The sequence below is a fragment of the Tenuibacillus multivorans genome, assembly GCF_900103915.1.
In the GTDB taxonomy this organism is placed as follows: Bacteria; Bacillota; Bacilli; order Bacillales; family Alkalibacillaceae; genus Tenuibacillus; species Tenuibacillus multivorans.
Map to the genome: position 1 here is coordinate 100,674 of NZ_FNIG01000003.1, position 26,903 is coordinate 127,576.

At 36.8% G+C, this 26,903-nt stretch carries 29 protein-coding genes and 1 riboswitch; of the genes, 2 read left to right on the top strand and 27 right to left on the bottom strand.

From position 1 onward, the window contains the following. Positions 1-5 precede the first annotated feature (5 nt). Entirely contained in the window at positions 6-971 is a 966-nt protein-coding gene (locus BLP77_RS05440; RefSeq protein ID WP_093856106.1) for a 4-hydroxy-3-methylbut-2-enyl diphosphate reductase, read from the top strand. 31 nt (positions 972-1,002) lie between these two features. On the opposite strand, the gene guaA is transcribed toward BLP77_RS05440, so the two are convergent. The 24 genes from guaA to rpsU form a co-directional block, all read right to left on the bottom strand. Then, a complete protein-coding gene (guaA, locus tag BLP77_RS05445) occupies positions 1,003-2,541 on the bottom strand; it encodes a glutamine-hydrolyzing GMP synthase (protein ID WP_093856107.1) in 1,539 nt (512 codons plus the stop codon). A 74-nt stretch (positions 2,542-2,615) separates the two neighbouring features. Next, a riboswitch (purine riboswitch) is annotated at positions 2,616-2,717 on the bottom strand. A 16-nt stretch (positions 2,718-2,733) separates the two neighbouring features. Next, on the bottom strand, positions 2,734-4,200 hold the full coding sequence (guaB, locus tag BLP77_RS05450; protein WP_093856108.1) for an IMP dehydrogenase: 1,467 nt from the start codon (positions 4,198-4,200) through the stop codon (positions 2,734-2,736). A gap of 345 nt (positions 4,201-4,545) precedes the next feature. After that, complete coding sequence (locus BLP77_RS05455; protein WP_093856109.1) at positions 4,546-5,658, bottom strand: Nif3-like dinuclear metal center hexameric protein; 1,113 nt, start codon at positions 5,656-5,658, stop codon at positions 4,546-4,548. Further along, positions 5,639-6,352, bottom strand: coding sequence for a tRNA (adenine(22)-N(1))-methyltransferase (locus tag BLP77_RS05460; protein ID WP_245686811.1), 714 nt, complete (start codon positions 6,350-6,352; stop codon positions 5,639-5,641). Before BLP77_RS05460 ends, BLP77_RS05455 begins: the two co-directional genes overlap by 20 nt. 68 nt (positions 6,353-6,420) lie before the next feature. Beyond that, a complete protein-coding gene (locus tag BLP77_RS05465) occupies positions 6,421-6,786 on the bottom strand; it encodes a c-type cytochrome (RefSeq protein ID WP_093856111.1) in 366 nt (121 codons plus the stop codon). A 108-nt stretch (positions 6,787-6,894) separates the two neighbouring features. Further along, positions 6,895-7,437 carry a hypothetical protein gene (locus tag BLP77_RS05470; RefSeq protein ID WP_093856112.1) on the bottom strand — a complete coding sequence of 181 codons (543 nt, stop codon included), beginning with the start codon at positions 7,435-7,437 and terminating at the stop codon, positions 6,895-6,897. A gap of 23 nt (positions 7,438-7,460) precedes the next feature. Next, positions 7,461-8,585, bottom strand: a complete 1,125-nt coding sequence (gene rpoD, locus BLP77_RS05475; RefSeq protein ID WP_093856113.1) for an RNA polymerase sigma factor RpoD — start codon at positions 8,583-8,585, stop codon at positions 7,461-7,463. Positions 8,586-8,618: 33 nt separating this feature from the next. Next, on the bottom strand, positions 8,619-10,439 hold the full coding sequence (gene dnaG, locus BLP77_RS05480) for a DNA primase (RefSeq protein WP_093856114.1): 1,821 nt from the start codon (positions 10,437-10,439) through the stop codon (positions 8,619-8,621). 318 nt (positions 10,440-10,757) lie between these two features. Continuing rightward, on the bottom strand, positions 10,758-11,558 hold the full coding sequence (locus BLP77_RS05485; RefSeq protein WP_093856115.1) for a pyruvate, water dikinase regulatory protein: 801 nt from the start codon (positions 11,556-11,558) through the stop codon (positions 10,758-10,760). Between the two features lie 13 nt (positions 11,559-11,571). Then, a complete protein-coding gene (ccpN, locus tag BLP77_RS05490) occupies positions 11,572-12,198 on the bottom strand; it encodes a transcriptional regulator CcpN (protein ID WP_093856116.1) in 627 nt (208 codons plus the stop codon). A 109-nt stretch (positions 12,199-12,307) separates the two neighbouring features. Next, entirely contained in the window at positions 12,308-13,057 is a 750-nt protein-coding gene (gene recO / locus BLP77_RS05495; RefSeq protein ID WP_093856117.1) for a DNA repair protein RecO, read from the bottom strand. Positions 13,058-13,083: 26 nt separating this feature from the next. Next, positions 13,084-13,233 (bottom strand): YqzL family protein, encoded by a 150-nt coding sequence (locus tag BLP77_RS05500; protein WP_143001402.1) that lies wholly within the window; start codon positions 13,231-13,233, stop codon positions 13,084-13,086. Between the two features lie 170 nt (positions 13,234-13,403). Continuing rightward, positions 13,404-14,309 carry a GTPase Era gene (era, locus tag BLP77_RS05505; RefSeq protein ID WP_093856119.1) on the bottom strand — a complete coding sequence of 302 codons (906 nt, stop codon included), beginning with the start codon at positions 14,307-14,309 and terminating at the stop codon, positions 13,404-13,406. A 121-nt stretch (positions 14,310-14,430) separates the two neighbouring features. Further along, a complete protein-coding gene (locus tag BLP77_RS05510) occupies positions 14,431-14,787 on the bottom strand; it encodes a diacylglycerol kinase family protein (RefSeq protein ID WP_093856120.1) in 357 nt (118 codons plus the stop codon). Next, positions 14,774-15,250 carry an rRNA maturation RNase YbeY gene (gene ybeY / locus BLP77_RS05515; protein WP_093856121.1) on the bottom strand — a complete coding sequence of 159 codons (477 nt, stop codon included), beginning with the start codon at positions 15,248-15,250 and terminating at the stop codon, positions 14,774-14,776. The genes BLP77_RS05510 and ybeY overlap by 14 nt, the downstream gene beginning before the upstream one ends. Positions 15,251-15,255: 5 nt before the next feature. Continuing rightward, positions 15,256-16,698 carry an HD family phosphohydrolase gene (locus BLP77_RS05520; protein WP_093856122.1) on the bottom strand — a complete coding sequence of 481 codons (1,443 nt, stop codon included), beginning with the start codon at positions 16,696-16,698 and terminating at the stop codon, positions 15,256-15,258. A 22-nt stretch (positions 16,699-16,720) separates the two neighbouring features. After that, the gene (locus BLP77_RS05525) at positions 16,721-17,674 is read right to left on the bottom strand and encodes a PhoH family protein (protein WP_093856123.1); all 954 of its coding nucleotides are present in this window, start codon (positions 17,672-17,674) and stop codon (positions 16,721-16,723) included. 3 nt (positions 17,675-17,677) lie between these two features. Then, entirely contained in the window at positions 17,678-18,838 is a 1,161-nt protein-coding gene (gene yqfD, locus BLP77_RS05530; RefSeq protein ID WP_093856124.1) for a sporulation protein YqfD, read from the bottom strand. A 12-nt stretch (positions 18,839-18,850) separates the two neighbouring features. Then, the gene (gene yqfC / locus BLP77_RS05535; protein ID WP_093856125.1) at positions 18,851-19,138 is read right to left on the bottom strand and encodes a sporulation protein YqfC; all 288 of its coding nucleotides are present in this window, start codon (positions 19,136-19,138) and stop codon (positions 18,851-18,853) included. A 119-nt stretch (positions 19,139-19,257) separates the two neighbouring features. Further along, positions 19,258-19,698 carry a hypothetical protein gene (locus BLP77_RS05540; RefSeq protein WP_093856126.1) on the bottom strand — a complete coding sequence of 147 codons (441 nt, stop codon included), beginning with the start codon at positions 19,696-19,698 and terminating at the stop codon, positions 19,258-19,260. Between the two features lie 23 nt (positions 19,699-19,721). After that, on the bottom strand, positions 19,722-20,720 hold the full coding sequence (gene floA / locus BLP77_RS05545; protein ID WP_093856127.1) for a flotillin-like protein FloA: 999 nt from the start codon (positions 20,718-20,720) through the stop codon (positions 19,722-19,724). A 22-nt stretch (positions 20,721-20,742) separates the two neighbouring features. Next, the gene (locus tag BLP77_RS05550; RefSeq protein WP_093856128.1) at positions 20,743-22,065 is read right to left on the bottom strand and encodes an NfeD family protein; all 1,323 of its coding nucleotides are present in this window, start codon (positions 22,063-22,065) and stop codon (positions 20,743-20,745) included. A gap of 186 nt (positions 22,066-22,251) precedes the next feature. After that, positions 22,252-22,695 carry a GatB/YqeY domain-containing protein gene (locus BLP77_RS05555; protein WP_093856129.1) on the bottom strand — a complete coding sequence of 148 codons (444 nt, stop codon included), beginning with the start codon at positions 22,693-22,695 and terminating at the stop codon, positions 22,252-22,254. Between the two features lie 19 nt (positions 22,696-22,714). After that, the gene (gene rpsU, locus BLP77_RS05560; protein ID WP_093856130.1) at positions 22,715-22,891 is read right to left on the bottom strand and encodes a 30S ribosomal protein S21; all 177 of its coding nucleotides are present in this window, start codon (positions 22,889-22,891) and stop codon (positions 22,715-22,717) included. A gap of 160 nt (positions 22,892-23,051) precedes the next feature. Here rpsU and BLP77_RS05565 point away from each other — a divergent pair, with 160 nt between their 5' ends. Beyond that, positions 23,052-23,972, top strand: a complete 921-nt coding sequence (locus tag BLP77_RS05565; RefSeq protein WP_093856131.1) for a Na/Pi symporter — start codon at positions 23,052-23,054, stop codon at positions 23,970-23,972. 127 nt (positions 23,973-24,099) lie between these two features. On the opposite strand, the gene deoC is transcribed toward BLP77_RS05565, so the two are convergent. From deoC to BLP77_RS05580, 3 genes are read right to left on the bottom strand one after another with little or no spacing between them, the layout of a single operon-like run. After that, positions 24,100-24,774, bottom strand: coding sequence for a deoxyribose-phosphate aldolase (deoC, locus tag BLP77_RS05570; RefSeq protein ID WP_093856132.1), 675 nt, complete (start codon positions 24,772-24,774; stop codon positions 24,100-24,102). Between the two features lie 12 nt (positions 24,775-24,786). Further along, positions 24,787-26,139, bottom strand: coding sequence for a tRNA (N(6)-L-threonylcarbamoyladenosine(37)-C(2))-methylthiotransferase MtaB (gene mtaB / locus BLP77_RS05575; protein ID WP_093856133.1), 1,353 nt, complete (start codon positions 26,137-26,139; stop codon positions 24,787-24,789). Then, entirely contained in the window at positions 26,136-26,897 is a 762-nt protein-coding gene (locus tag BLP77_RS05580; RefSeq protein ID WP_093856134.1) for a 16S rRNA (uracil(1498)-N(3))-methyltransferase, read from the bottom strand. Before BLP77_RS05580 ends, mtaB begins: the two co-directional genes overlap by 4 nt. Positions 26,898-26,903: the final 6 nt, after the last annotated feature.

Below are 26,903 nucleotides of genomic sequence, written 5' to 3' on the forward strand. Positions count from 1 at the left end.
TTAACATGGAAGTTATTAAAATTGCTCCGAGGGGATATTGCTATGGTGTAGTCGACGCCATGGTTATCGCAAGCAATGCGGCAAAAGATCCTAATTTACCTAGACCTATTCATATTTTAGGTATGATCGTTCACAATAGTCATGTAACTGATGCATTCGAAGATGAAGGCATAATTACATTGGACCAAAAAGGAAAAAGTAGACTTGAATTATTAAAAGATATTAATGAAGGTACTGTTGTTTTCACGGCTCATGGCGTATCACCTGAAGTCAAGAAAATTGCTGAAGATAAAGGATTAACGGTTTTAGACGCAACATGTCCTGATGTAACACGTACACACGATTTAATTCGCGAGAAGGTAGCTGAAGGGTATGAAGTCGTGTATATCGGTAAGAAGGGGCATCCCGAACCAGAAGGAGCCGTAGGTGTAGCTCCGGATCATGTTCATTTAATTACAACTGAAGAAGATGCTAAAAAGCTTAATTTTGAAGATGATGCCAAAATAATTGTTACTAATCAAACGACAATGAGTCAGTGGGATGTTTACGATGTTATGCTCAAAGTTCAGGAACTGTTCCCACAAACCGAAATGGTTCAAGAAATATGTATGGCTACTCAAGTACGACAAGAAGCAGTCGCTGAACAGGCTAAAGATGCCGATCTAACATTAGTGGTTGGAGACCCAATGAGTAATAACTCTAACCGACTTGCGCAAGTCTCTAAACAAATCGCAAAAACAGAAGCATATCGTATTGCCAATGTTTCAGAAATTAATTTGGAATGGCTTGAGAATGTTGAAAAAGTTGCTGTTACAGCAGGAGCTTCAACACCCACGCCGATTACTAAAGAAGTCATTAAATTCATTGAGAATTATGATTCTAAAGATGAGTCAACATGGCGTAAAGAAAGCCTTGTGACCAATAATAAAATCCTTCCAAAGGTTAAACCAAAGAAAAGGAAACAGGCATAACAAAAAGGGCTGAAGCTAATCAGCCCTTTTTTTATTCCCATTCAATCGTTGATGGCGGTTTACTCGTTATATCATAAACGACGCGATTGACACCACTAACCTCATTGACGATTCGAGTTGAAATAGTTTCTAGAACATCAAATGGAATTCTAGCCCAATCAGAGGTCATACCATCAACAGACGTTACAGCACGTATCGCAATCGTGTGATCATACGTGCGTTTATCTCCCATCACGCCTACACTTTGAATGTTAGGTAGCACCGTAAAGTATTGCCAAACATCCTGTTCCAGTCCAGCTTGTTTAATTTCCTCACGTAGTATAGCATCTGATTCTCGAACAGTTTCAAGCTTGTCATTCGTTACTTCTCCTAAAATACGAATAGCTAAGCCCGGACCTGGAAAAGGTTGACGCCAAACGATGTGTTTCGGAATTCCTAATTCTTCTCCTAATTTTCTTACCTCGTCTTTAAATAGAGTATTTAAAGGTTCGATTAATTTAAAATCCATATGCTCAGGTAATCCACCAACATTGTGATGCGATTTAATCGTTTGCGCTGTTTTAGTTCCACTTTCAATAATATCAGTATATAACGTTCCCTGAGCTAAATAATCAATATCCTGTAGTTTGGATGACTGGTCTTCAAAAACATAAATAAATTCGTTTCCGATTATTTTTCGCTTTTGTTCAGGATTGGTAACATCCTTTAATTTATTTAAGAATCGGTCTTGAGCATCTACCTTAATGACATTCATGTGGAAACCATCTTGAAACATCTTCATAACGTCATCGGCTTCATTTTTTCGGAGTAATCCATGGTCCACAAAAATACATGTTAGCTGATCACCAATAGCTTTATGCAATAAAACAGCAACAACCGATGAGTCTACGCCACCGCTTAGAGCGCATAATACTTTACGATCTTGAACTTGTTCTCGGATTTTCTCAACTTCTAAGTCGATAAAGTTTTCCATCGTCCATTGGTTAGAACATTGACAAATATTATAGACAAAATTCTTTAATATTTCTTGACCATGCTCAGAATGATTAACCTCCGGGTGGAATTGTACACCGTAAAATTGACGCTTTTCATCACTGAACGCCGCTATCGAACATGAAGGATTGGTAGCATCAACTGTAAAGCCTTGCGGAGCCTGGTTGACATGATCGCCATGACTCATCCAAACCTGCTGATGATCTGGTAGAGCAGTAAATAGCGATGATGATGCTTCAACCTCAATGTCTGCTTTTCCGTATTCTCTTTTTCCAGCGTTTTTAACTGAACCACCAAGATTGTAAGCCATTAACTGCATGCCATAGCAAATACCGAGAATAGGTATTCCTAGTTCATACACTTCTGGATCAATCGTATAGGCATCGTCACTATAAACACTATTAGGACCACCTGATAAAATAATACCGGATGGATTCATTTCTTTTATTTCCTCGGCGGTCACATCATTTGGATGCAGTTCACTAAATACGCCTAGCTCACGGATGCGTCTTGTAATCAGCTGATTATATTGGCTTCCATAATCTAATACAATAATTTTTTCATCCATTGCGTTCATTCTATTCACCTCACAACGAACCCTTAAACAAAAAACTAGAATTCCGCCTCTGGCTATAAAGGCAGAATTCTAGTTACTAAAATTCTAACCTTCATAGTCAGGTTGTTTACGGCAACCCGGTAGAGACTCTCACCCCATATTGGTAAGTATATATGAAAGTATTCCGTTCTTTGAAAAGGGTTCGGTTATTATTTATAATGAATAATTAGGAGCTTCTTTTGTTACTTGAATATCATGTGGATGACTTTCTTTTAGACCTGCATTGGTAATTTTAACGAATTGGGCATCTTCGCGTAACTTTTCTAAGTTTTCGGCGCCACAATATCCCATGCCAGATCTTAGTCCTCCTGTTAATTGATATATCGTTTCAGCTAATGGGCCTTTATAAGGGACTCGACCTTCAATACCTTCTGGAACAAACTTTTTGTTATCTTCTTGAAAATAGCGGTCCTTACTTCCTTTTTCCATAGCCCCAACTGATCCCATGCCACGATAAACTTTATAACGTCGGCCTTGGAAAATCTCAGTCTCTCCAGGACTTTCAGAAGTTCCTGCAAACATACTTCCAAGCATGACCGCATGTCCTCCGGCAGCTAAAGCTTTTACAATATCGCCAGAGAATTTAATACCACCATCTGCAATGATCGCAACACCATGTTTTCTCGCTTCTGTAGCACAATCATAAACTGCTGAAATTTGTGGTACCCCTACACCAGCAACAACACGAGTCGTACAAATGGATCCCGGGCCAATGCCAACTTTAATGACATCTGCGCCAGCGTCAATTAAGGCACGCGTCGCTTTAGGAGTCGCAACATTCCCGGCAATCAAATCAACACTAGGATAAGCCTCTTTTAAACGTTTAATCGTGTCAAGAACGCCTTGAGAATGGCCGTGAGCTGTGTCAACAACTAACGCATCAACACCAGCATCTATTAATTTTTCCGCTCTTAGCATCACATCTGCAGTGACACCAATTGCAGCAGCAACTAATAGACGTCCTTTTGCGTCAACTGCCGTATTTGGAAATTCAATAACCTTCTCAATATCTTTGATCGTTATGAGTCCTTTTAACCTATTGTCATCATCAACTAAAGGAAGCTTTTCGATTTTATGCTGTTGTAAAATACGTTCAGCCTCTTCTAAAGATGTATTAACAGGTGCTGTCACTAGGTCTTTCTTTGTCATAACTTCCGAAATTCTAGAAGAATATTCCTCTATGAAGCGTAAATCACGATTAGTAATAATACCAATGAGTTCTTGGTCCACTTCATTGTTAACAATTGGAACACCTGATATACGATATTTTCCCATTAAGTGCTCAGCATCAAAAACCTGATGTTCCGGTGTTAAGAAAAATGGATTTGTTATAACCCCTCTGATTGAGCGCTTTACTTTATCCACTTGATCAGCTTGTTCTTCGATGGACATGTTTTTATGAATGACACCTAGTCCACCTTGTCGTGCCATCGCAATAGCCATATCCGCCTCAGTAACGGTGTCCATACCAGCACTGATTATAGGTGTTTTAAGCTTTAATGAATCTGTTAAAGCAACCTGGATATCAACCTCACGTGGCAATACATCAGATTGAGCTGGCATCAATAGAACATCATCAAACGTTAGACCTTCTTTTTGAAACTTTTGCTCCCAAACCATTAACCGAAACTCCCCTTTCCTTTTATTTTAAATAAGATTATCAACGAGACCGTATTATGTCAACAAGACATCGATAAGTAAAAATTTTCAAAATATAAACAAAAGCGCAAGCGCCCGTTTAGCGACGTATGGACTGGACTGATCCGCAGGAGATAAAGGAACACGACGAGGCTACGAGTCGATGTTGACTTATCGTACGGAGCTGAGGGAAGTCTCACTAGTCGCTGGGTGTTTGCGGTCAATGGCAAACGCCACGTCCTGTGCGTCGCTGGACGTGGCTAACGTGTAAGTTTATTTGTCCACATAAGTACTTAAAAAAATAAACCAGAACATCAATTCTGGTTTTTAAAATACTTGAAAAGGCTCTGTTACAGTTTCTGACGAGACGATATCGACATCAAGTGATGTTGTCTTTTCTTGCAATATTTTAGCTAATTCTGTTTTCATAACTTTTTCGATATGATGACCTGGGTCAATCATAGGTAGACCTATCCCTAAAGCATCATGAGCGGTGTGATAATAAACATCCCCTGTAATCAGCACATCAGCACCTTTAATTTTAGCTTGGTTGATGAATTTATTTCCGTCACCACCGATGATCGCAACTTTTTTTACTTTTTTGTTTGGATCTCCGACTGCTCGTACAAATGGAACATTAAATGACTGTTTTACATGCTGACACAATTCTTTTAATGTAATCTTATTTTCTAATTCACCAATTCGACCTAATCCGTGTTTAGAACCGGTGATATTCTCCGGATAAACATCATAAGCCATTTCTTCATAAGGGTGTGCTTCTTCCGCTGCATGAATGACACGTTTTAATAAATGCTCTGGTGCAATGGTTTCCATCCGAACCTCTGATACTCTTTCTAACTCTCCCTGAGATCCAATATATGGATTCGTTCCAATGAGTGGTTTAAACGTACCTGTTCCAGGTGTCATAAACGTGCAATGACTATAATCGCCAATATGACCAGCGCCAGCTTCAGACAACGCATCCCTTAATTCATTCTCATGTGTTTCTGGGGTAAATACGACGAGTTTGTATAGTTTCTCTTCACCGGTTTCCACTAAAACATCTGTAAGCTCAATCCCCAATTGGTTCATGAGCATATCGTTGACACCACCAGATGTGATATCAAGGTTAGTATGCGCTGCATAAACAGAGATTTGATGTTGTAGGAGTTTCTGAATAATTCGACCTTTATCACTATTCAAATCAATTGATTTTAAGGGTTTAAAAATTAATGGGTGATGAGCGATAATAAGATTAACGTTTTTCTTGATTGCTTCATCCACAACCTCTTCTAAAACGTCTAAAGCAATCATCACCTTGTTAACCTTTGCATTCATACTACCAACATGTAAGCCAATTCTATCCCCTTCAAAGGCTAATTCAGGTGGTGCAAAATCCTCAAGTACTCGAATGACATCTTTAACCGTTGTTTGAGTCATAATCGATCGCCTCCTCAATCCATTGCGTTTGTTTAATAAAGTAATTAAGCTTATCGTCGTCAACCGCTTTGGCGTTTTGCATTTGGTTAATAATCTTTTGTTTCTTGTTAAAGACATGGCCCCATTTTTCATAAAAGACTTCATTTCTGTTTCCTAGTAAAATCGGGCCAAGGTATAATTCCTTTTCCGAATATTGAACGGGTTCATCACTAGGCTCTAAAACGAGCACTTCATAAATGTAACCCTCGTCATTGATAATGTCTTCATGAATAATTCGGTACTGGTGATCTACGGCAAATCGTCGAATTGAAAAAGCATCAATATTGGGCTGTAAGATTAATCGTTTAACACGTCCGAGTTTGTTTAATCCCTCTAATAAAATATGAGTGATTAAGGTTCCGCCCATCCCAGCGATAGTAATACAATCAACTTCATTTTCTTGTAATATAGCTAGTCCATCGCCTAATCGAACTTCAATTTGGTCTAGTAGCTGGTATTTTTCAACCTGGTTAACCGCTGCCTGATAAGGTCCTTCATTGACCTCACCAGCTATTGCATGAATGCTAGCTTGTTGCTTACATACATAGCAAGGTAAGTAAGCATGGTCTGAACCAATGTCGGCAAATTTATGTATGTCGTCAGGGATTTGGTCTGCCACTAGCTGCAACCGATTCGATAATATTAAGTCATTCATAAACATCTTCCTTATTTATAAATAAAAAATCCAGAAACAACCTAAATTGCTCCTGGACTTATGTGACTTTACTCTTGGCCATTTAATAGCCATTCAGCGATAACTTCTGCTTCTTCGGCATTAGCATAATCGCCAGTCATAAGGTTACTACCTTCAACACCATTATTAATGATATCAACAAGTTCATCCATTGAATACTTATCCTGTAAATTTGTTAAATCAGGAGCCGTACCTGTACCTGTTAAATCTCCGCCATGACACGATATACAGTTATTATTCTCGACAAGCGACGCAGGATCCATAGTTGCCTCTTCACTTTCTCCTTCACCTTCAGCATGTTGCACCTGCGAAACGCCAACTCCTCCCATTATAATGATCGCTAAAATACCTAGTACAGCAATTAATCCAAAAGGAATAACTGGATTCTTTTTCATGTCAATATGACCTCCTTCGTTGCCTATATGTATCAAACGTATAATTTCCAAACTATAACCTATTTTACTCGAAATCCGTTTAAACTGAAAGAGAGAAATTGTGAATATTTATATAACAATATAACTTACCATTAATAATATAACGCCTATGATACCTGAAGCAATTAAATAGTATAATCGTTTCCAATAACCAAACATTAACCAAATAAAGCAATGAAGTAAGATGGTTAATTGTATAAAAAGGCTAGAATCGCTAACGGATTGAACAAATGCAAAAGTTCCCACTAACAATACTAAGAAAAATAATATAATAGGAAGATGTACATAAACGGTATTGGATTTTTTATAAACATAATAATGTATTCCTGTCAAAATGAGCATACCTAGCGTTATTAACATTTTGACATCAATTGACAAGTCATAAAATAAAATGACATAAATAAAAACAGGAATCAAAAGCAACAGGAAGATTATATCTAATATTCGTCTTAAACTTCCACGTTGCTTTCGCTTGCTTTCTGTCTTTTCTGTAACCCCTTCACCCTCTGTATATAACATAATTAGGAAATCACAGTATTCTGTCGGAAGGAGTTTAGATTGTTTCCAATATTTTATCTCGTCGAGAATTATTTCTTTTCTCTCATTTCCCATTTTGTACTCCAACAGACCTTTACTTATTCTAAGAAATCTTTAAGGCGTTTACTTCGGCTCGGATGTCTTAATTTACGTAGAGCTTTTGCTTCAATTTGACGAATACGCTCGCGGGTAACGCCAAAGACTTTACCCACTTCCTCAAGCGTTCTTGTTCTTCCATCGTCTAAACCAAAACGTAGACGTAATACGTTCTCTTCACGGTCTGTTAATGTGTCTAAAACATCCTCGAGCTGTTCTTTTAAAAGTTCATAAGCAGCATGATCTGAAGGTGATTGTGCATCCTGATCCTCAATAAAGTCTCCAAGATGTGAATCATCTTCCTCCCCAATCGGAGTCTCCAATGAAACAGGTTCTTGTGCAATTTTCAGTATTTCTCGAACTTTATCCGGTGTTAAATCCATTTCTTCAGCAATTTCTTCTGGGGTTGGTTCACGACCAAAATCCTGTAGTAGTTGGCGTTGTACTCGAATTAATTTGTTAATTGTCTCAACCATATGCACGGGGATACGGATTGTTCTAGCTTGGTCCGCGATAGCACGTGTGATTGCTTGGCGTATCCACCACGTCGCATACGTACTAAATTTAAATCCTTTACGGTAATCGAATTTTTCAACAGCTTTAATTAAGCCCATGTTACCTTCTTGGATTAAGTCAAGGAACAGCATACCTCTTCCAACATAACGCTTAGCAATACTTACGACTAGCCTTAGGTTTGCTTCTGCTAATTTTTGTTTAGCGATCTCATCGCCTTTTTCAATTCGTTCAGCTAATTCTATTTCATCATTAGCTGTTAACAGGTCAACACGGCCGATTTCTTTTAAATACATTCTAACAGGGTCATTAATTTTCACCCCTGGAGGTACACTCAAATCATTTAAATCAAACTCTTCCTCTTTTTCAATTTTTTGCATATTGGGGTCGTCATCATTTTCCCCAATTACATCAATTCCTTCATTAGCGAGAGTTTCATAAAAATCATCCATTTGTTCTGAATCTAATTCAAAATGTCCAAGCTTATCGGCTATTTCTTCATAGACAAGAACGCCTCGTTTTTTCCCAACCTCTAATAGCTGTTCTTTCGCTTGGTCCAACGTTAGATCCTGTTCTTCTAACTCTTGTTTTGGATCAACTGGCTTATTAGCCATCTATACCCCTCCTTCCAAACTGGTCGCTGTAAGTCAATTGATGCTGTTCTTTTTTAACTCAATTATTTTCATGCCAATTCTTGCTGCAGACTGTGGATCATTTTCTTTTTCTGCCTGTTTCAGCATCTGTTTTAACTTACGTATTTCTTTGCTCCATTCATGTTCCTTTTGGATCGCTATGAAATAATCCTCAAGTTCCTGATCATTTAACGATTCATTTATAGGTAAAACCGCAAGCTCAGTAGCCAATTGTTTTATAGAGTCTTCGGGTAAACGTTCTATAAGTCGACTGACATTCGGTTCGTTCCCTTCCTCATAATATGCGTATAGATACGTGACTAACACTTGATGTTCTTCAATGTTAAAAACAGATCCTAATCGTTGTTGAACCCGATTAGATATATACGCATCTTGAAGCATATGGGCTATTAAATGCCTTTCCGCATTTTCATATGCACTATATATTTTTTGATTTTGATTCCAATTAGGTTGATGAACGTTAGATTTCCTAACATGTATATCATTATCTTTTGTGCGCCGCATTATTCTTCTGCGGATCTCAATTTCTTGATTTAGTGTATTACGATCTAAATTAAAGGTCTCTTCAAGCTCTTTTAAGTGAAAATCTCTTTCCACAGCTTGATTGACTGTAGCAATGATGTCTAACGACTTCTCAACGTATTGAACACGGTCATGATCAACATTTAAGTTATAGTCTTTCTTAATATACTGTAAAGCAAAAGCAACGTAGCTCTCTGCTGATTCAATAACTTGTTTACGAAATGGTTCGGAACCAAACTTTTCAATGTATTCATCAGGATCCATCTCATTAGGTACATTCGCTATTCGTGCGTTTAATCCTGCTTTTTTTAACATATTTGCTGTACGATAACTGGCATTTTTCCCTGCTTTATCACCGTCAAAGCAAATAATGACTTCATCCACGTACTGTTTTAGAATTTTGACATGTGTGTCTGATAAGCTTGTCCCCATAGTTGCAACAGCATGGTAGACACCAGCCTGATGTGCTTTTATGACATCAGCATATCCTTCAAATAAAACGACCGTATTCGATTTTTGAAAATGCTTTCTCGCCTGATGAAAGTTATAAAGAATTTTGCCCTTTTGAAATAAGGTTGATTCAGGACTGTTTAAATATTTGGGCTGTTCATCATCAACCATCGACCTTCCGCCATACCCCACCACTTTACCTTGGTGATTATGGATTGGAAATATAACTCTTCCTTGAAATCTGTCAAAAAAGGTATTCCCATCTCGACTATTTATTAAACCGTATTCCTGCAATTTTTCAGGCTTGAAGCCCTTTCCTTGCAAAAATTTAGCTAAAAATTGATCTTTTCTTGGTGAAAATCCTAATTGAAAGTGTTCGATGGCCTCTTCGGAAAATCCTCTATTTTTTAGATAATTAAGGGCATCTTTTCCATCTTTTGTATGCTTTAATACGTGGTGAAATAATTTTGTTGACCATTCATAAGCCTGCAATACATCGTGTTGATCAGATGAATATTGCCGATCTTGATTTTGAGATAACCATTCTTGAGGTAACTGATCCCCACTTTTGTCAGCTAACTTTTTCAACGCTTCCGTAAAGGAAATTTGCTCAATCTCCATCATGAAGGAGGCGACATTACCACCTTTTCCACAACCGAAGCAATGAAATATTTGTTTCTCTGGTGATACTGAAAAAGATGGCGTATCCTCACCATGAAAAGGACAAAGACCAAAGTAGTTCCGTCCTCTTTTAGTTAACTTGATGTACTCACTAATCACATCAACAATGTTGTTGTTATCTGTGATTTGATCAATAGTTTCTTGTGAAATTTTATTTACCATCTACATCACCATGTGATTTAATTCGATATTTTTTGCAAAACACCTGCAAATATCGACATAAAATTTTGTATGACAAAAAATTGTCATAAATTCATAATAATTATTCATTTTTTTAAATGTATACCTTGTCAAAATGACAGGCAAACTATCGTTAAATCTTTACATTCTATTATTCTATCATCTTCCACAAGTATCGATTATAACGGATTAGAGAAAATTATGCGAACAGTTTGTTTTAAGTCTTAATATTAAAAATTGATTGAAAAATATGTTAGTAAAAAATTAAAAGCTGCTAGTTTAGAACTAACAGCTATATGATTACTTCTTCAATTTTCTTAAGATGACATTGGCTGTTTCTTCAACCGCCTTATTCGACACATCAATTAAATCACAACCGATTTTTTCTATCACTTTATTAAAATAATCAATCTCTTGTTTGATTCGTTCCGCTTTAGCATAATTGGCTGAGCCATCAAGTCCTAAAGCTTTTAATCGTTCCGTACGAATATGATTTAATTTTTCAGGGCTAATACTTAATCCTATACACTTTTCTGCAGGAACTTGAAACAATTCCTCTGGCGGCTCAACTTCAGGAACAATTGGGACATTGGCTACCTTTAATCGTTTATGAGCCAAAAATTGTGACAATGGTGTTTTGGAGGTACGGGATACCCCGATTAATACGAGATCAGCTTTTAATATACCTTTCGCATCGCGACCATCATCATATTTTACAGCAAATTCAATGGCCTCAACTCGTTTATAATAATCCTCATCTAATTTATGAACTAAGCCTGGCTCCAAACGCGGTTCTTCATGTAGGTGACCTTCAAGTTCATTTAGTAACGGACCTAAGACATCAATGGCAGTCACATTATATTGTTGAGAAAGCTCTAGCATTTTCTTTCTAAAATTAGGCTTAACTAATGTGAAAGCAATCAAACCATTATTCTCCTTAGCTAATTGAAAGGCATCAACCATTGTTGCTTCATCATCTACATATGGGATTCGTTGTATTTTCATATCTGTATGAGAAAACTGACTTAAAGCGGCTTTGGCTAATAACTCAGCGGTTTCGCCAACTGAATCAGACAACACATATAATTTCGAATGATCCATTTAACCTCCTCCTTTAAACATCTTCCTTTACTAATTCTACAAAAGCTTTTGTAATATTCGTTTTCGTCAATCGTCCGACAACTTCTAAACCATCTTCACGTTCAATTACAACGGGAAGGGCATCAATTTGATTTTCGATTAATTTATTTGCCGCATCAAGTAATAAATCATCTTTTTCACAAACCTTTATTTTAGGGTTTCTTGTCATGATGATATGTACTGGTACATCTGATAAGTCTTGATTTCCCATACTCGCTCGAAGTAAATCCTTTCTTGATAAAACACCAACTAGAAGCGAATGATCATTGACCACAAATAACGTTCCGACATCCTCTAAAAACATCGTTGTAATCGCATCATACACTGATACTTGATCGTTGACAACGACAGGAACTGAGTGGTGATGACGCACGATTAATTTCTTCAATTGGTCAGACAATAATTCAAACCCAGTTTTTCCCGTATAAAAATAGCCAACTCTTGGGCGAGCATCTAAAAAACCAGCCATTGTTAATATGGCTAAGTCCGGCCTTAGCGTAGCCCGAGTTAGATCTAATTTATCTGCTATATTTTCTCCCGTAATGGGGCCATTTTCCTTAACAATTTCAATAATTTGTTCTTGCCGGTGAGTTAATTCCATTGCTTTCTTCACCTCATTCTCATTCAGACATACTACAATCAAATATTATATATTATTTTAACCATAAATTAAATAAAGGATGACAAATTTTCAGAAGTTTGTCATCCTGTTAATCATGATCCAATAAATGCATTTGATCAAGAAAGCGTTTGGATTTGATTGTCATCCCACCATAACGTTCATAATATTGATCAAGAATATGACGTAATAGTTTTAATGTATCATGCTTTATGGATATATTTCGAATACGTTTAATACTTGTTAGGCTCATTTGTCGTAAAACCTTATAGGCATGGGCAGGTAATGGTATGGTGTATTCGGAACTTGACTGGCACATATCACAAACAACGCCCCCATCAACAACTGAGAAGGCTGTAATTGGTCTGTCGTCATGTCCATTGACACAGTTATGTACAACAGGAGCAAAACCCCCAATATGATACATTTTAAGCTCAAACATAATGGAAATGGCTTCAGGTGGCTCGTCATCTAACATTCTTTCTAAACTTATATTAAGCTCATCAAATAATGCCGAATTGGGTTCTTTTTCATTTACCATTTTAGCGACCAATTCACACATATAAGAGGCATAGGCCGTTTTAATAATATCCTCTCTAATCCCTCGCATGCTATTTAGAATATCACCTTGATGGATGGTACCTAATCCTTTTCCTATTTGGGTTAAAAATAATCCATATATAAATGGCTGCGTAATAGCAGCCATTCGACTTTTTGTTTTCTTAGCGCCTCTTGCAACAGCGCTGATTAAACCATATTCTTTTGTATATAATGTAATAATTTTATTCGTTTCCCCATAGTCTCGAGTTCGAAGCACAATCCCCTGTACTTTTTCGATCATAAAATTCCCTAACTTTCTTTTTTAACTTATTGACGATTATTGGTTAACGTCGTTTTCATCTCTTCCACATTATTTTTTTGGTGCGCGCTACGGTTGGTTTCTTCCATTTGTTTCATCAATAAATACGCTTCAATACTTCCAGTTTTACTAAAAACTTTCCAAGGTAAATCGATCATGATCATCTCCACCTTTCAGATTTATTGATCATAAAACAAATGTCCACGCTGTTGACACACATCTGCAATAATACTTGCTCGTGAATTCAATCAGTATGAAAACATTTTTCTATATTCATATCTTTTGCTGTTTCTCTAAGTTCATAAGTTAAAAAAATTACCAGTTATATTTAATAATCCTCTTCGTTATATCCATATTCACGTAGTTGATGTATCCGATTACGCCAATCTTTTTCAACTTTTACCCAAAGCTCCAAATATACTTTAGATCCCAGAAGGTTTTCAATATCTTTACGCGCCTCAATACCAATTTGACGCAACATTCGTCCTTGTTTCCCGATGATAATCCCTTTTTGCGAATTCCGTTCAACGATAATAGTTGCTTGTACATCTATCAAACCGGAGTCTTCATCACCTTGTATACCTTCAATCACAACCGCAATTGAGTGTGGGATTTCTTCTCTTGTATGGTGTAATACTTTTTCACGAATTAATTCACTGATGATAAAACGCTCTGGATGATCAGTAATGTGATCCTCCGGGTAAAATTGTGGCCCTTCAGGTAAATGGTGTTCCATTACGTCCATTAAATGATTAACATTGTTGCCATTTAAAGCTGAAATTGGAATGATTTCTTCAAAATTTAGTTCATCTTTATACTGATCAATTAACGGCAATAATTCATCAGGATGGATCTCATCAATTTTATTCATCACTAAAAAAATTGGTTGATTAACGCTTTTCAACTTCTCCATGATAAATTGATCACCTTTTCCCATACCTTCCTTGGCGTTTATCATGAAAATGACTAAATCAACCTCGTTCAATGCATTAATCGATGATTGAACCATAAAATCTCCAAGTCTGTGTTTCGGTTTATGAATACCTGGTGTATCAATAAAGATAAATTGTGCTGTATCTTTTGTATAAACACCTTGTATTTTATTACGAGTCGTTTGAGCCTTATCGCTCATAATAGCTATTTTTTGGCCTAATACACGGTTCATAAACGTTGATTTCCCTACATTTGGTCGTCCAATAATTGCAATAAAACCTGATCTAAAGTTGTCTTGCATATTCATTCTCCTATTTTTGTTTGTATCTTATTTTACTATAAAGCATAGGTTTTTTCATACGTTCGACAAAAGATTTAATTAAAAGACAAAAGAGTATCCGTTATCCCCGAATACTCTTTTCTTAAAAAATACTAATTATCCTTGGAACAAATATAATAAACCCAACAATGATGGCAAATATAGCTGCGACTAGAACTGCCGCAGCACTAATATCTTTAATTTGTTTGGCATACGCATTGTAATCGGGATACATTTGATCCGATATAATCTCTATAGCGGTATTGATTAACTCAGTAATGATGACTAAAGCTATTGCCGTCAATAAAAACAGCCATTCTATAAGCGTTACTTTAAATAATATCCCCGAACTTAAAACAATAATCATAAAAACAAAGTGCGTTCTCACGTTCCGATCGATGCGTAATGCTGTAAATAGGCCATTCACAGCATGTCTTAAACCAATTTTATCGAATCTCATTTCTTTTCAATCCAAATTCTTGTAAAATGTGTTCCTGACGCTCGAACATCTCCTTTTCTTCCTCAACGGTTTGATGATCATAACCTAATAGGTGCAAAAAGCCGTGCACGACTAAAAAACCTAATTCCCTGTTAAAAGAATGACCATACTCTTCAGCCTGGTCTTGGGCTTGTTCAACCGAGACGATGATATCACCTAAGTGCTCGGGTAAGTCTTCCCCAACAATATCTAATTCATTTTCACCCTGCTCTTCTAACGCAAATGATATTACATCCGTCGGCTTGTCCTTTCCGCGGTAATCACGATTTATTTCTTGAATTGTCTCATTTTGAACCAATGTGACAGAAAGTTCAGCCGCTTCATTAACCATTTCCATCCGCCCAGCATAATCCAATAATTGTTTTAGTAATTCAGATTGTTCATCAGTCGTCTGATTTGTTTCATCCGTTATATCAATGATCAATTCATTTACCTCCTTGATGCCTGTTGAACCAAGATATCATTAGGGTACTCTATTCTAGAGTGAAAAATTCCATTCAACATATCACATATATCCTTTTCAATCACAAGTATGTCGTTTAATGTTAAATGACTGTCATTTAATTGACCATCCATAAGTCGATCATAAATAATCGATCGAACAATTTTTAAAATCTCCTCATTTGTCGGGTTACTCTTAGAACGAACAGCCGCTTCAACAGAATCACAAATATTGATCACTGCCGCTTCTTTACTTTGTGGTATGGGCCCTCTATATCGGTATTTTACCTCATCAACGCCTGGTTGACGTTCCTTTGCTTTATAATAAAAATATTTTAACAGTGTTGTTCCATGATGCTGTTCAGCAATATCAATTATTTCCTTTGGTAATTTATGTTCTTTTAGTAACCTTGCACTATCATAAGGATGCTGTAAAATAATCCGTGCACTATCCTCAGGTGGTAAGGAATCATGTGGATTCTTTTTATGTTGGTTTTCTATAAACATATGCGGTTTAATCGCTTTACCGACATCATGATAATAGGCCGCTACACGCGCTAATAAACCATTCGCTCCAATTGCTTCACAGGCTGACTCACTTAAATTCGCAACCATAACACTGTGATGATATGTACCGGGAGCCTCTACTAGCATTTTTCTTAATAACGCATGGTTAGGGTTTGATAAGGCTAGCAGCTTTGATTCAGTTAACATATTAAATCCAGCCTCAAAAATCGGTAAAATACCTAAAAATAAAATAGATGCAAATAAAACGGATAAGAGCGAAAAAAGTAACGAAAACAAAATGTCTGATGTCGTAAGCATGTTCAAATGATTTAATTCAAAAACAAAGACGAGTAAGAAATGGATTGAAAGTAATGACATGGACGTTTTTAATAACGTTTTACGGTCTTTTATAGATTGATAAAGAAAAATAGCAAACCACTGAGAAAGTAATAAGTATAAAAAAATTGAATAAATATTAACTTCATGAAAACTAAATAAAAAACTGCCATATATGGCCATCAAAACGGAACACATCATGGCGAAGCGTTCACTAATAAAATGCTTAATCAGCATCGAAAATGCCGCAATAGGCGTCACATAAAAAATCGTGGCGATACCAGGGCTAAGGCTTTGTAGAGCGTAAATTAATAACAGCATCGATGAACCGAGAAATGAAAATGTAATTGTCATTTGCGAGGTCCAATTGGGATGTCGGATAATTTCGATATTGGTTAAAATACAAGATAAAAGAAATAAGCAAAACATTAATAGTAGCTGATTAAATGACATTTGTTGTTGGAAAAAGCGAACTAGTACCAAACTGATAAACATAGTTGGTGTGACCAATGATGCCATTATCGATTGAATATTAACCTGCTTAACATTATAAATCGGAACTGAATATTTTTCCTTCACCACATTCATTTAAAAACACCAACTCAAACCGTTATTTTTCGTATGCTTCAATAACTTTAGTGACCAATGGGTGTCTGACTACGTCAGTCCCTTTTAAATAATTAAATGAGATGCCTTTAATATCACTTAAACGTTCTGCTGCTACCTTCAAACCTGACGTAACCCCTTTAGGCAAGTCAATTTGGGTAATATCACCCGTTATGACCATTTGAGAGCCGAAACCTAATCGAGTAATAAACATCTTCATTTGTTCGGGGGTTGTGTTTTGTGCTTCATCTAATATAACAAACGCATCATCTAGTGTTCGACCACGCATATAGGCAAGTGGTGCGATTTCAATCGTGCCTCTTTCCATTAAACGAACCGTGTGTTCCGCACCAATCACATCGTGTAAGGCATCATACAGTGGTCGTAAATATGGATCGACCTTCTCTTTTAAATCGCCAGGTAAAAAACCTAGACTTTCACCTGCTTCAACTGCTGGCCGTGTAAGGACTAATCGTTTAACCTCACCGTTACGAAGAGACTTGGCAGCCATGACAACGGCTAAATATGTTTTACCAGTGCCAGCAGGACCAATGCCGAACACTAAATCATTTGCTTTCATCGATGCAACGTAATCGCGTTGACCTAGGGTTTTAACTCGAATCGGTTTACCCTGTTGGTTTTTTGTAATTTCATCCTCAAAAAGAGTTTCAAACTGTTCAATTTTTCCTTCTTTGGCTAACTCTAAACCGTAAATCACATCGCGTTCGGTAATTGTAATACCTTTTTTTATAACTTTTAACACTGACTCAAGTAGCGAGTGAACAGCTTCAACATCCGACTCTTCGCCAGTAATTTTGATCTGTCCACCACGTGTTAATATTTTAACAGGAATGAATTGTTCAATTTGTTTGATGTTGCGATCATTTGTACCAAATAAATTTAGCGTATCTGAATGATCTTCGGTGTGTAAGTCAATCGTTTTATTGGTTTCTGCCATACATCAATCTCCTTGATTCAGTATTTGTTCTTGAGAAATATCTTCTAATACTTTAACAAACATTTCTATTTTTACTGTATCACTGTCCCTATCCTCGTGCAAAACTTTTTGGTAGACAACATCAATCGATTGTCCTAGCTTTCGTTTGAGTAACTCATCAACCGCTTGTAAAATCAATTCTTCTTCATTATATTCATCAGTCCATTCACTTTCATCGTAAAAATATTTTTTCTGAATAGAAATTGGGGTTTCCCAAAACAAAAAGTATATCGGTTTCTTTTCTTCATTTAACAATCTCAAGTCTTCAGGCCTCGTTGGAAACCATTCGAAATCACCAAATTTAATCGAATATTGCTCATTGACATCATCTACTAACTTCATTTTTTCCGTTGCTAAATCAATACTTCCAGTCATATTATACCAAACTTCCGCAATGACTTCCCCTTCTGAATGCGTATAAACATCATCATTTCCTTCATCAAGTTGACCTGATACTAAGAGATCCCCTTTTTGTACAAAGTCATTCACATGAACGACAGGTCGTCCATTTGTTACGTATATTTTTTGTATCGTTCCTGTTTTTGATGCAATTAAATTGCTCGGTTGTTCATTTTCTTCATCCATCATTTCTTTATTCTCTTCAATCGTGATACTAAATGACGTGCCTGTCCGTTTAATTCCCACATAAGAGACTTCTTCGATATTATTCATAATCTCTCGTTCAATTTGACTGATACTATCCATTTCTTGAATAAATGATCCGCGACTTAATCCTAATGATTCAATCAGTTCATGAACCTCATACCTTACCTCTTGGGTCCCCCCATTAATATCAACCTTCCAAATCATATTTGATAAAACGAAAATAAAACCAATGACAAAAATCAAGCTAAACAAAATTGGGAGCCATTTTTTTCGCTTTTGATAATAATAAGGTGGTCCTCCCCTTTTTTCAAATTTTACTTTACAACCATAACGCTTTCGGACGTGTTTCAATGAAAACGCATCACGATATTTCATTCGAAGTTTAATATGCTGATTACTCATTCTACGAACGTCGTAAAATTCAATATCATGTTGAATTAAATAGTTGATCATTTGCTCTGGTGTACGACCTGTGATAGTGACATCTACATATCCGTTTAATAAAAATTGTTTTTTAATGGTTTCTCCCTCCTAACCGTTTAACATCTCTCTATGAATCGAATCAATTTTGCCTTCTATGACAATTTCTTTTTTTAATAAGTTTTTAATGACCAAATCTTGACCACGAACATGAATGACGCTGTTTTGTTGTTTAACTTTAATTTCATTTGATTCAAATGTTAATAATCCGTGATGATTTTCAATATATAAATGGATATCACCGATTAAGGTAATTCGAGGATAATCGTAAATAACATCGGCAGGTAAATTAAGCTGTCTTGTTAGCCAATGGTTAACTTGTTTGCGAACTCGTCTCATATTAAATCCTCCTATCATCACCAATTTATGAATGAAGATAAGAATGTATCACAACATACTTGAATCGTTCATAAAATTGCATAAAAAAACAGGATGGAAAATTTCCATCCTGTTAATATTTATCGTATTCTATTTGTTTTAGCTTTTGGTTTACCTAAAACTTCACTCATGACAAGACTTTCAACTAAACGTTTGTCTTTTAGATTTTTCTTAATCTCTAGACCAGCAACAGCTCGGTCTTTTTTATAAAGTGATTGTCGTTTGATTGTATCTAAATTTTGATTTGTATGGCTTTCTTGGCGACGTTTCTTAGTTTCTTCAAGCTGTTCATACCACTCATTAGCAGCATCTATTTCAATATCTTCAGCTTTTGAAATGGTCGAAGCAGGCTCAACTGATACGGTTTTAGGTCGCGTTTCCGACTGTTGTGGCCTTCTTTGGGGAGTAGGTCGGTGGTTTTCACCCTCCTGGTCACTCCCCCGTTTAAAAAGACCTGAAATTGCTGCTATGATAGCAAGTAAAACAAAAAAGTTGCTAAAAATTGCATCAAAAAATCCCATTCTTATCACCTAACCATTCGGGATTATTTATGTTCATCTGGTGAATCATCGGAATCGTCTTTATTTAATTTACTAATCATGTCACGCATATCAGTGTCAGCTAAAATATTTTGGTAATTCATATAATCCATAACACCCATATTACCACTGCGTAACGCTTCAGCTAATGCACGTGGTACTTCTGCCTCTGCTTCCACAACGCGTGCACGCATTTCCTCGACTTTAGCAATGTTTTCTTGTTCTTGTGCAACCGCCATTGCACGACGTTCCTCTGCTTTTGCTTGTGCGATGTTTTTATCAGCTTCAGCTTGGTCCGTTTGTAAAATTGCACCAATGTTTTTACCGATATCAACATCAGCAATATCGATGGATAGAATTTCAAAAGCGGTACCAGCATCTAAACCTTTAGATAAAACATTTTGTGAGATAAGGTCTGGATTCTCTAGTACATCACCGTGGCTCTTGGAAGAACCGATTGTACTAACAACACCTTCACCAACACGTGCGATAACCGTATCTTCACCAGCACCACCAACTAATCGGTCGATATTAGCACGGACTGTAATTCTTGCTTTAGCTTTAACTTCGATCCCGTCCATCGCAACACCGGCAATAAAAGGTGTTTCAATTACTTTAGGGTTAACACTCATTTGAACGGCATCTAAAACATCACGTCCAGCTAAGTCAATTGCTGCACATCGTTCAAAGCTTAACTCAATATTTGCACGATGAGCCGCAATTAAAGCATTTACAACGCGGTCAACGTTACCACCAGCTAAGTAGTGACTCTCTAGCTGATTGGTTTGCAGATCCAAGCCAGCCTTATGTGCTTTAATTAATGGATTGATGACCATTCTCGGGACAACTCGACGTAAACGCATCCCAATAAGTGTGAAAATACTAATTCTGACACCAGCCGCTAACGCACTAATCCATAGTGCTACTGGTACAAATGTAAATAAAATAGCGATAGCAATAATTATTACTGCTACAATAATCAGTGGAAATAATTCAAATTCCATTCATACTCCTCCTCATTTTTGTTTATTCATGAACTTCTCGAACAACGATTCGAGAACCTTCCACCTTAACAATTTCAATATTGGCATCTCTTGCAATAAAAGAACCTTCTGATACAACATCTAATCGTTCGCCATCAAATACACCCGTACCTGATGGTCTTAAATAAGTTAACGCTTGACCACGACGGCCGATTAGTTCCATACGATTTTCGTTAGATACAAAACCGGATTCCGTATTCGTAGCTTCAGTTAAGATAAAGTTACTTAAAAATCCTTTATTAAAGTCTAACTTTCTAAATAGAACAATTGATAAGATGATGGCTACTAATAAAGCGATTCCAATACTAAATGCCATGTGTCCCATATCGGCACCAGATACTAATAGAGCTCCAAGAATCGCACCACCACCGATAATACCTAAAATACCACTTGGGACAAATATTTCTAATACGATACATATTAATCCGACAAGTAACAGTATAATCGATTCATACCCGGCAAGCCCTGCGACTAGATGACCATAAAAGAACAAAATTAATGCCGTTATACCTAATATACCAGGTATACCGAATCCTGGGGAATATAACTCAACTATTAATCCGATACTTCCCAATGATAATAAAATTGGAATGACGACAGGATTGGTTATAAATCTGGCAATGTGTTCAGAAATGGTTAACTCCATTTCCCGAACCTCTGGCTGACTAATTTCCATTAAGTTAAATAATTCGCGTCGATCCTCTGCAATACCTTCTGCATACCCAACTTCTAATGCTTCCTCAGGACTTAACGTTAAATACTCCCCTTCAGGAGCTCCATATTCAGGCAAGTCAACTTCAGCATTTGCCATGGCTTCAGCATACAATGGATCGCGGTTATTAGCTTCCGCTGCTGCTCGCATGGCTTTAATCCAATCAGACTGAGCTTTTTTATCTGCGGCTGTACCATCAGAATTAATAACCCCAGCAGCCCCTATTCGAGCATTAGGTTTAAAATATATTTCATCAGCATTTAAAGCTATGTATGAACCTGCTGATGCCGCCTGATTAATGACATACGCTACAGTAGGGATATCTGTTCCAGTCAAGATGTTCGCAATTTCATTGGCTGAATCGACTCGTCCACCTGGTGAATCAATTTCAAATACGATATAATCCGCAAAGCTTTCTTCAGCTTCCTTTACACTTCTTTCTAAAAAGGCAACTAATCCCTGTTCGACGTCATCTTCAACAGGCACAACATAAATGAGTTCACTTCCTTGCTGTTGGTCTGCCTCAATGGAAGCCTGATTAAGCCACACAAAAGACAGTAATAGGATTGTAATCATATAAAACTTTTTCCTCATGCGATACCCCCTCTCTATCAATTATTATCCTAGACGTTTATACGATTAAGCAACCCTTTTTGTTTCAAAATGTAATAATTTTTGTATTTTTCAGGTTGTATTAACTAGAAAACATAAAAATAAATACCTAACCCCAAACAATGCCCTTATCAGTAAGGGTATGAATGACGTTAGGTATTGATCAAATTATGATAAATGGTTCATGACCATCTTATTTACTTTAGAGCCATCTGCTTTGCCTTTTACTTTTGGCATAACGGCACTCATCACTTTACCCATCTCATTTTTAGAAGAAGCGCCGATTTCTTCAATCGTTTGAACAATAATTTGTTCTAATTCTTCATCAGACAATTGCTCTGGTAAATAATCTTGAATAACTTGTAATTCTTGTTCAGTTTTTTCAACTAAATCTTCACGATTAGCGTTTTTAAACTCCTGGAGGGAATCTTTTCTTTGCTTTACTTCACGCGTTAGAACTTGCATTTCATCGTCCTCTGATAACTCTTCGCCTTTTTTAATCGCTTCATTTTGTAGCGATGATTTAACCATTCGAATTACAGCTAGACGATCTTTTTCTTTGTTCTTTAATGCTTGTTTCATATCTTCATTCAAACGTTCAAGCAAAGTCATTCCATGTTACACCCTCTTCTTATTTTCTGCGTTTTCTAGCAGCTTCTGACTTTTTCTTTCTACGTACGCTAGGCTTCTCGTAAAATTCACGCTTACGATACTCAGACAATGTTCCGTTTTTAGAAACACTACGTCTGAAGCGTCGAAGAGCATCTTCAATCGACTCATTCTTTCTAACGCGAGTTGTATTTGACATGCTCAACCCTCCCTCCGAATAAAACACAAAATAAAACCATGTGCGATTGGTCACACATCTCTAGTTATTATATTAAACAATGAGATAAAAATCAATAAACCAATTAATCTTTTATCATGTTTTATCGATTTCACCATACAATAAATTGAGGTGTTAGAGCATGTACACAGCTGTTATGATGTTATTTTTATTTATCGCTATATTTCTATTCGGGATCGCCTTAATGCGTTATGGGTTTAAAGGTCTCACTTATCGTCATCTAGAAAAACTAAAACCAGACCTATCACCGATTAATGGTTTTATATTTGGTATCGTTTTAACCTTACTCTTGCAAAGTAGCTCTGCATCAATTGCCTTACTCGTAACGTTTTTGGCTACGATTAAAATGTCCTTACCCTTTGCTGTCTGCTATATAATTGGTGCTAACATTGGGACAACCTTAACTACGCAAATATTCGTTTGGAACGAAACACACTTAATGTTTTTATTTCTGATCGTTGGATTTATCGTTATGTTTGTACCGCGGGCGAGAGCTATTTTACTAGGTGCGATTGTTTTCGGGTTAGGTGTAATTTTTAGTGCTTTAAACGGATTTGAGAGCATGATTCATATGATTCCGACAGAACGGATTGAAGCGATTGCCAATTCGCCACATAACACACCTTTTTCCTTAGCAACATTTGGCATGATTTTAACGATGCTGATTCAGTCCTCTACCGTTGTGACCGGAACATTAATGAGCTTTTCTCATGAAGGAACGATTCCTTTAATACAAATTTATTATGTTTTGCTTGGTGCGAATATTGGGACATGCTTTACTGTATTCTTAGTTTCAATTAAACAGCCTTATCACGCTAGAATAACAGCGTATGCTCATATTTGGATTAATGTGTTAGCGGGAATCATAGCCTTTCCACTTGTGGTTGGTGAATCAATAGTACAAATATCACAGTGGTTATCGATAGATCCGGAACAGCAAATTGTTTGGGTTGCTGTGATCTATAATACATTGATCGGATTATTATTTGTCATCTTTTTAAAACCTTTTATTAAATTTTTGCATTTTGTTCATCGAAAATAAAAACTAGTCGATTGACGACCCCTAAAGCGAAGTCAGGGAAGTAGTTTTAACTTATATCCTTTAATGAAATTAAACATTCATAAAAGTGAACTAAAAAGATCGACAACCTAGGCTGTCGATCTTTTCTTTAATAATCACTATTTGATTCTTGCCCTTTAATGATATCAACACCAGCTGAAGCACCAATACGTGTAGCACCTGCATCAATCATCGCATTAGTATCTTCAAGGCTGCGTACACCACCAGAAGCTTTGACACCCATTTCAGGACCAACCGTAAGCCTCATTAATCGGATGTCATCAACATTTGCTCCGCCACCTGAAAATCCAGTTGACGTTTTAACGAAGTCTGCTTCAGCTTTTTTAGCTAATTCACATGCTTTAACTTTTTCATCTTTTGTTAATAAAGAAGTCTCAAAAATCACTTTTACTATAGCTTTATCTTTTGCAGCTTCCACTACTTCATTAATATCACGTTCTACTTCTTCATAACGGCCATCCTTTAACGAACCGATATTAATAACCATGTCCACTTCAGTTGCACCGTTTTCTATAGCTTGTTTTGTTTCAAAAACTTTGGTTTCTGTAGTAGTTGCACCTAACGGAAATCCTATTACTGTACAAACCTTGACCTCACTATCTTTTAAAAGTGAATGACAATGGGTAACCCAAGTCGGATTAACACATACAGATGCAAAACCGTATTCTTTCGCTTCCTCGCAAATTTGATTAATTTGTTCAGATTGCGTCTCAGGTTTTAGTAACGTGTGATCGATCATTTTAGCTAAACTGGAATTTGTCATATTACACACTCCTTATTGACTAACTGCTTCCTTCGTAACGTTATCGTCCATGACACGAACAAACTCTGCTTCATTGTAAGGATAACCAGCTTTTGTAATTTTTACTCTAACAACCTTACCGACCATGTCTTGAGAGCAAGGGAAAATAACTTTTAAATAGTTATCAGAATAGCCTTCATACAAACCGCTAGAAGGGTCTTTCTTATACGGCTCTTCAGGAATAACTTCAAGTACTTCGCCTTCGTAATGTGAGGCATACTCTTTCGCCTGCTGATTGGACAATGCAATAAGCCGACGTACGCGATTATGCTTCGTTTCGTCATCAATTTGGTCTTTCATGCGTGCTGCTGGAGTTCCTGTACGCTGAGAATATGGGAACACGTGTAATTCAGAAAAACCAATTTCCTGAATGGAACGATAGGTTTCCATAAACTCTTCCTCTGTTTCCCCAGGAAAACCTACGATGACATCTGATGTAATAGCTAGACCTGGTAAAGCCTCTTTAACTTTTTTAACTCTTGTTAAGTAAAAATCCATCGTGTATTTTCGGCGCATCCGTTTAAGGACCGTATCAGAGCCCGATTGTAACGGAATGTGTAAATGGCGCACGACTTTTTCAGATTGATCCAGTACTTCAATAACCTCATCCGATATTTGACTTGCTTCTATTGATGAAATTCGAATTCGTTTTAAGCCAACAACTTTAGCTTCTAAATCTCGTAATAATTGAGCTAAGTTATAGTCTTTTAAGTCCTCACCATATCCACCTGTATGAATGCCTGTTAAAACAATTTCCTTATAGCCTGCATCTACTAATTGTTGGGCTTGATTAACCACGTCTTCAGGTGGACGCGAACGCATTAAACCACGAGCCCATGGAATAATGCAGAAAGTACAGAAATTGTTACAGCCTTCTTGGATTTTTAGTGAAGCACGTGTACGATCTGTGAAGTGTGGAACATCCATCTCTTCAAAAACACGTGTCTTCATAATGTTTTTAACACCGTTAATCGGTTCACGGTCTTTTTTATACTGCTCTATGTATTCAAGCATTTTGCGCCGCTCTTGTGTCCCAACGACTATATCGACACCTGGAATCTCCATGATTTCATCTGGTGATGTTTGAGCATAACAGCCCGTAACACAGATAACCGCATCAGGGTTTTTACGAATAGCACGACGAATCACCTGGCGACTTTTTCGGTCTCCAGTATTCGTAACCGTACAAGTATTAATGACATAAACGTCAGAGTGTTGATTAAAATCAACACGTTCATAGTCATTTTCTTTAAAAAACTGCCATACAGCTTCCGTTTCGTAATGATTGACTTTACAGCCTAAAGTGTGAAAAGCAACAGTCGTCACACCTCGCACCTCCATTCTTCAAAATAAAAAGATAAAGCTGATAATACATAAATGGGTGCCGTTTCCGTCCGAAGTATTCGATTCCCTAAACGAATAGATAAACCGCCTTGCTCGTTTAAATTTAATATCTCTTCTTCCGAAAAACCACCTTCAGGACCAATCAAAATTAGTACACGATCACCGTTAGAAATTTGTTTAATGGCATGTTTAAATGATGATTGATGTTGCGTTTCTTTAGCTAGATATTCGCTTGCTACTAAACAGTGATCGTAAGGACCATTTTGTAATAATGTATGAATGGTCTGTTTAGGATGTATTGTCGGTACTAATGACCGATGTGATTGTTCACTAGCTTCCTTCGCAATTTTTTGTATGCGATTAAGTTTCTTCTTTTCTTTCTTATCATCCCATTTGACAATGGTGCGATCCATCTGAATTGGAACAAAATGCTTCATTCCTAATTCAGTGCACTTTTGAACAATTAATTCAATTTTATCACCTTTTGGTAGGCCTTGGGCAATTGTAATTTCTATTGGTAGCTCATTATTTTCCGCTAGTTCTTCCATAATAGAACAACAAACTTCCTTCTGTGCAATAGAATCAACTTGACAGAGGTAAGCCTGACCGTTAGGGTGACAGCAAATTAATTCATCCTCTTCTTTCATACGCATGACGTTGACAACATGATGATAGTCATCATCAGTTATCTTGACTGTTTTTTGCTCCCAATTCTCCTTTGGAACAAAATATCTTTGCATGATCTA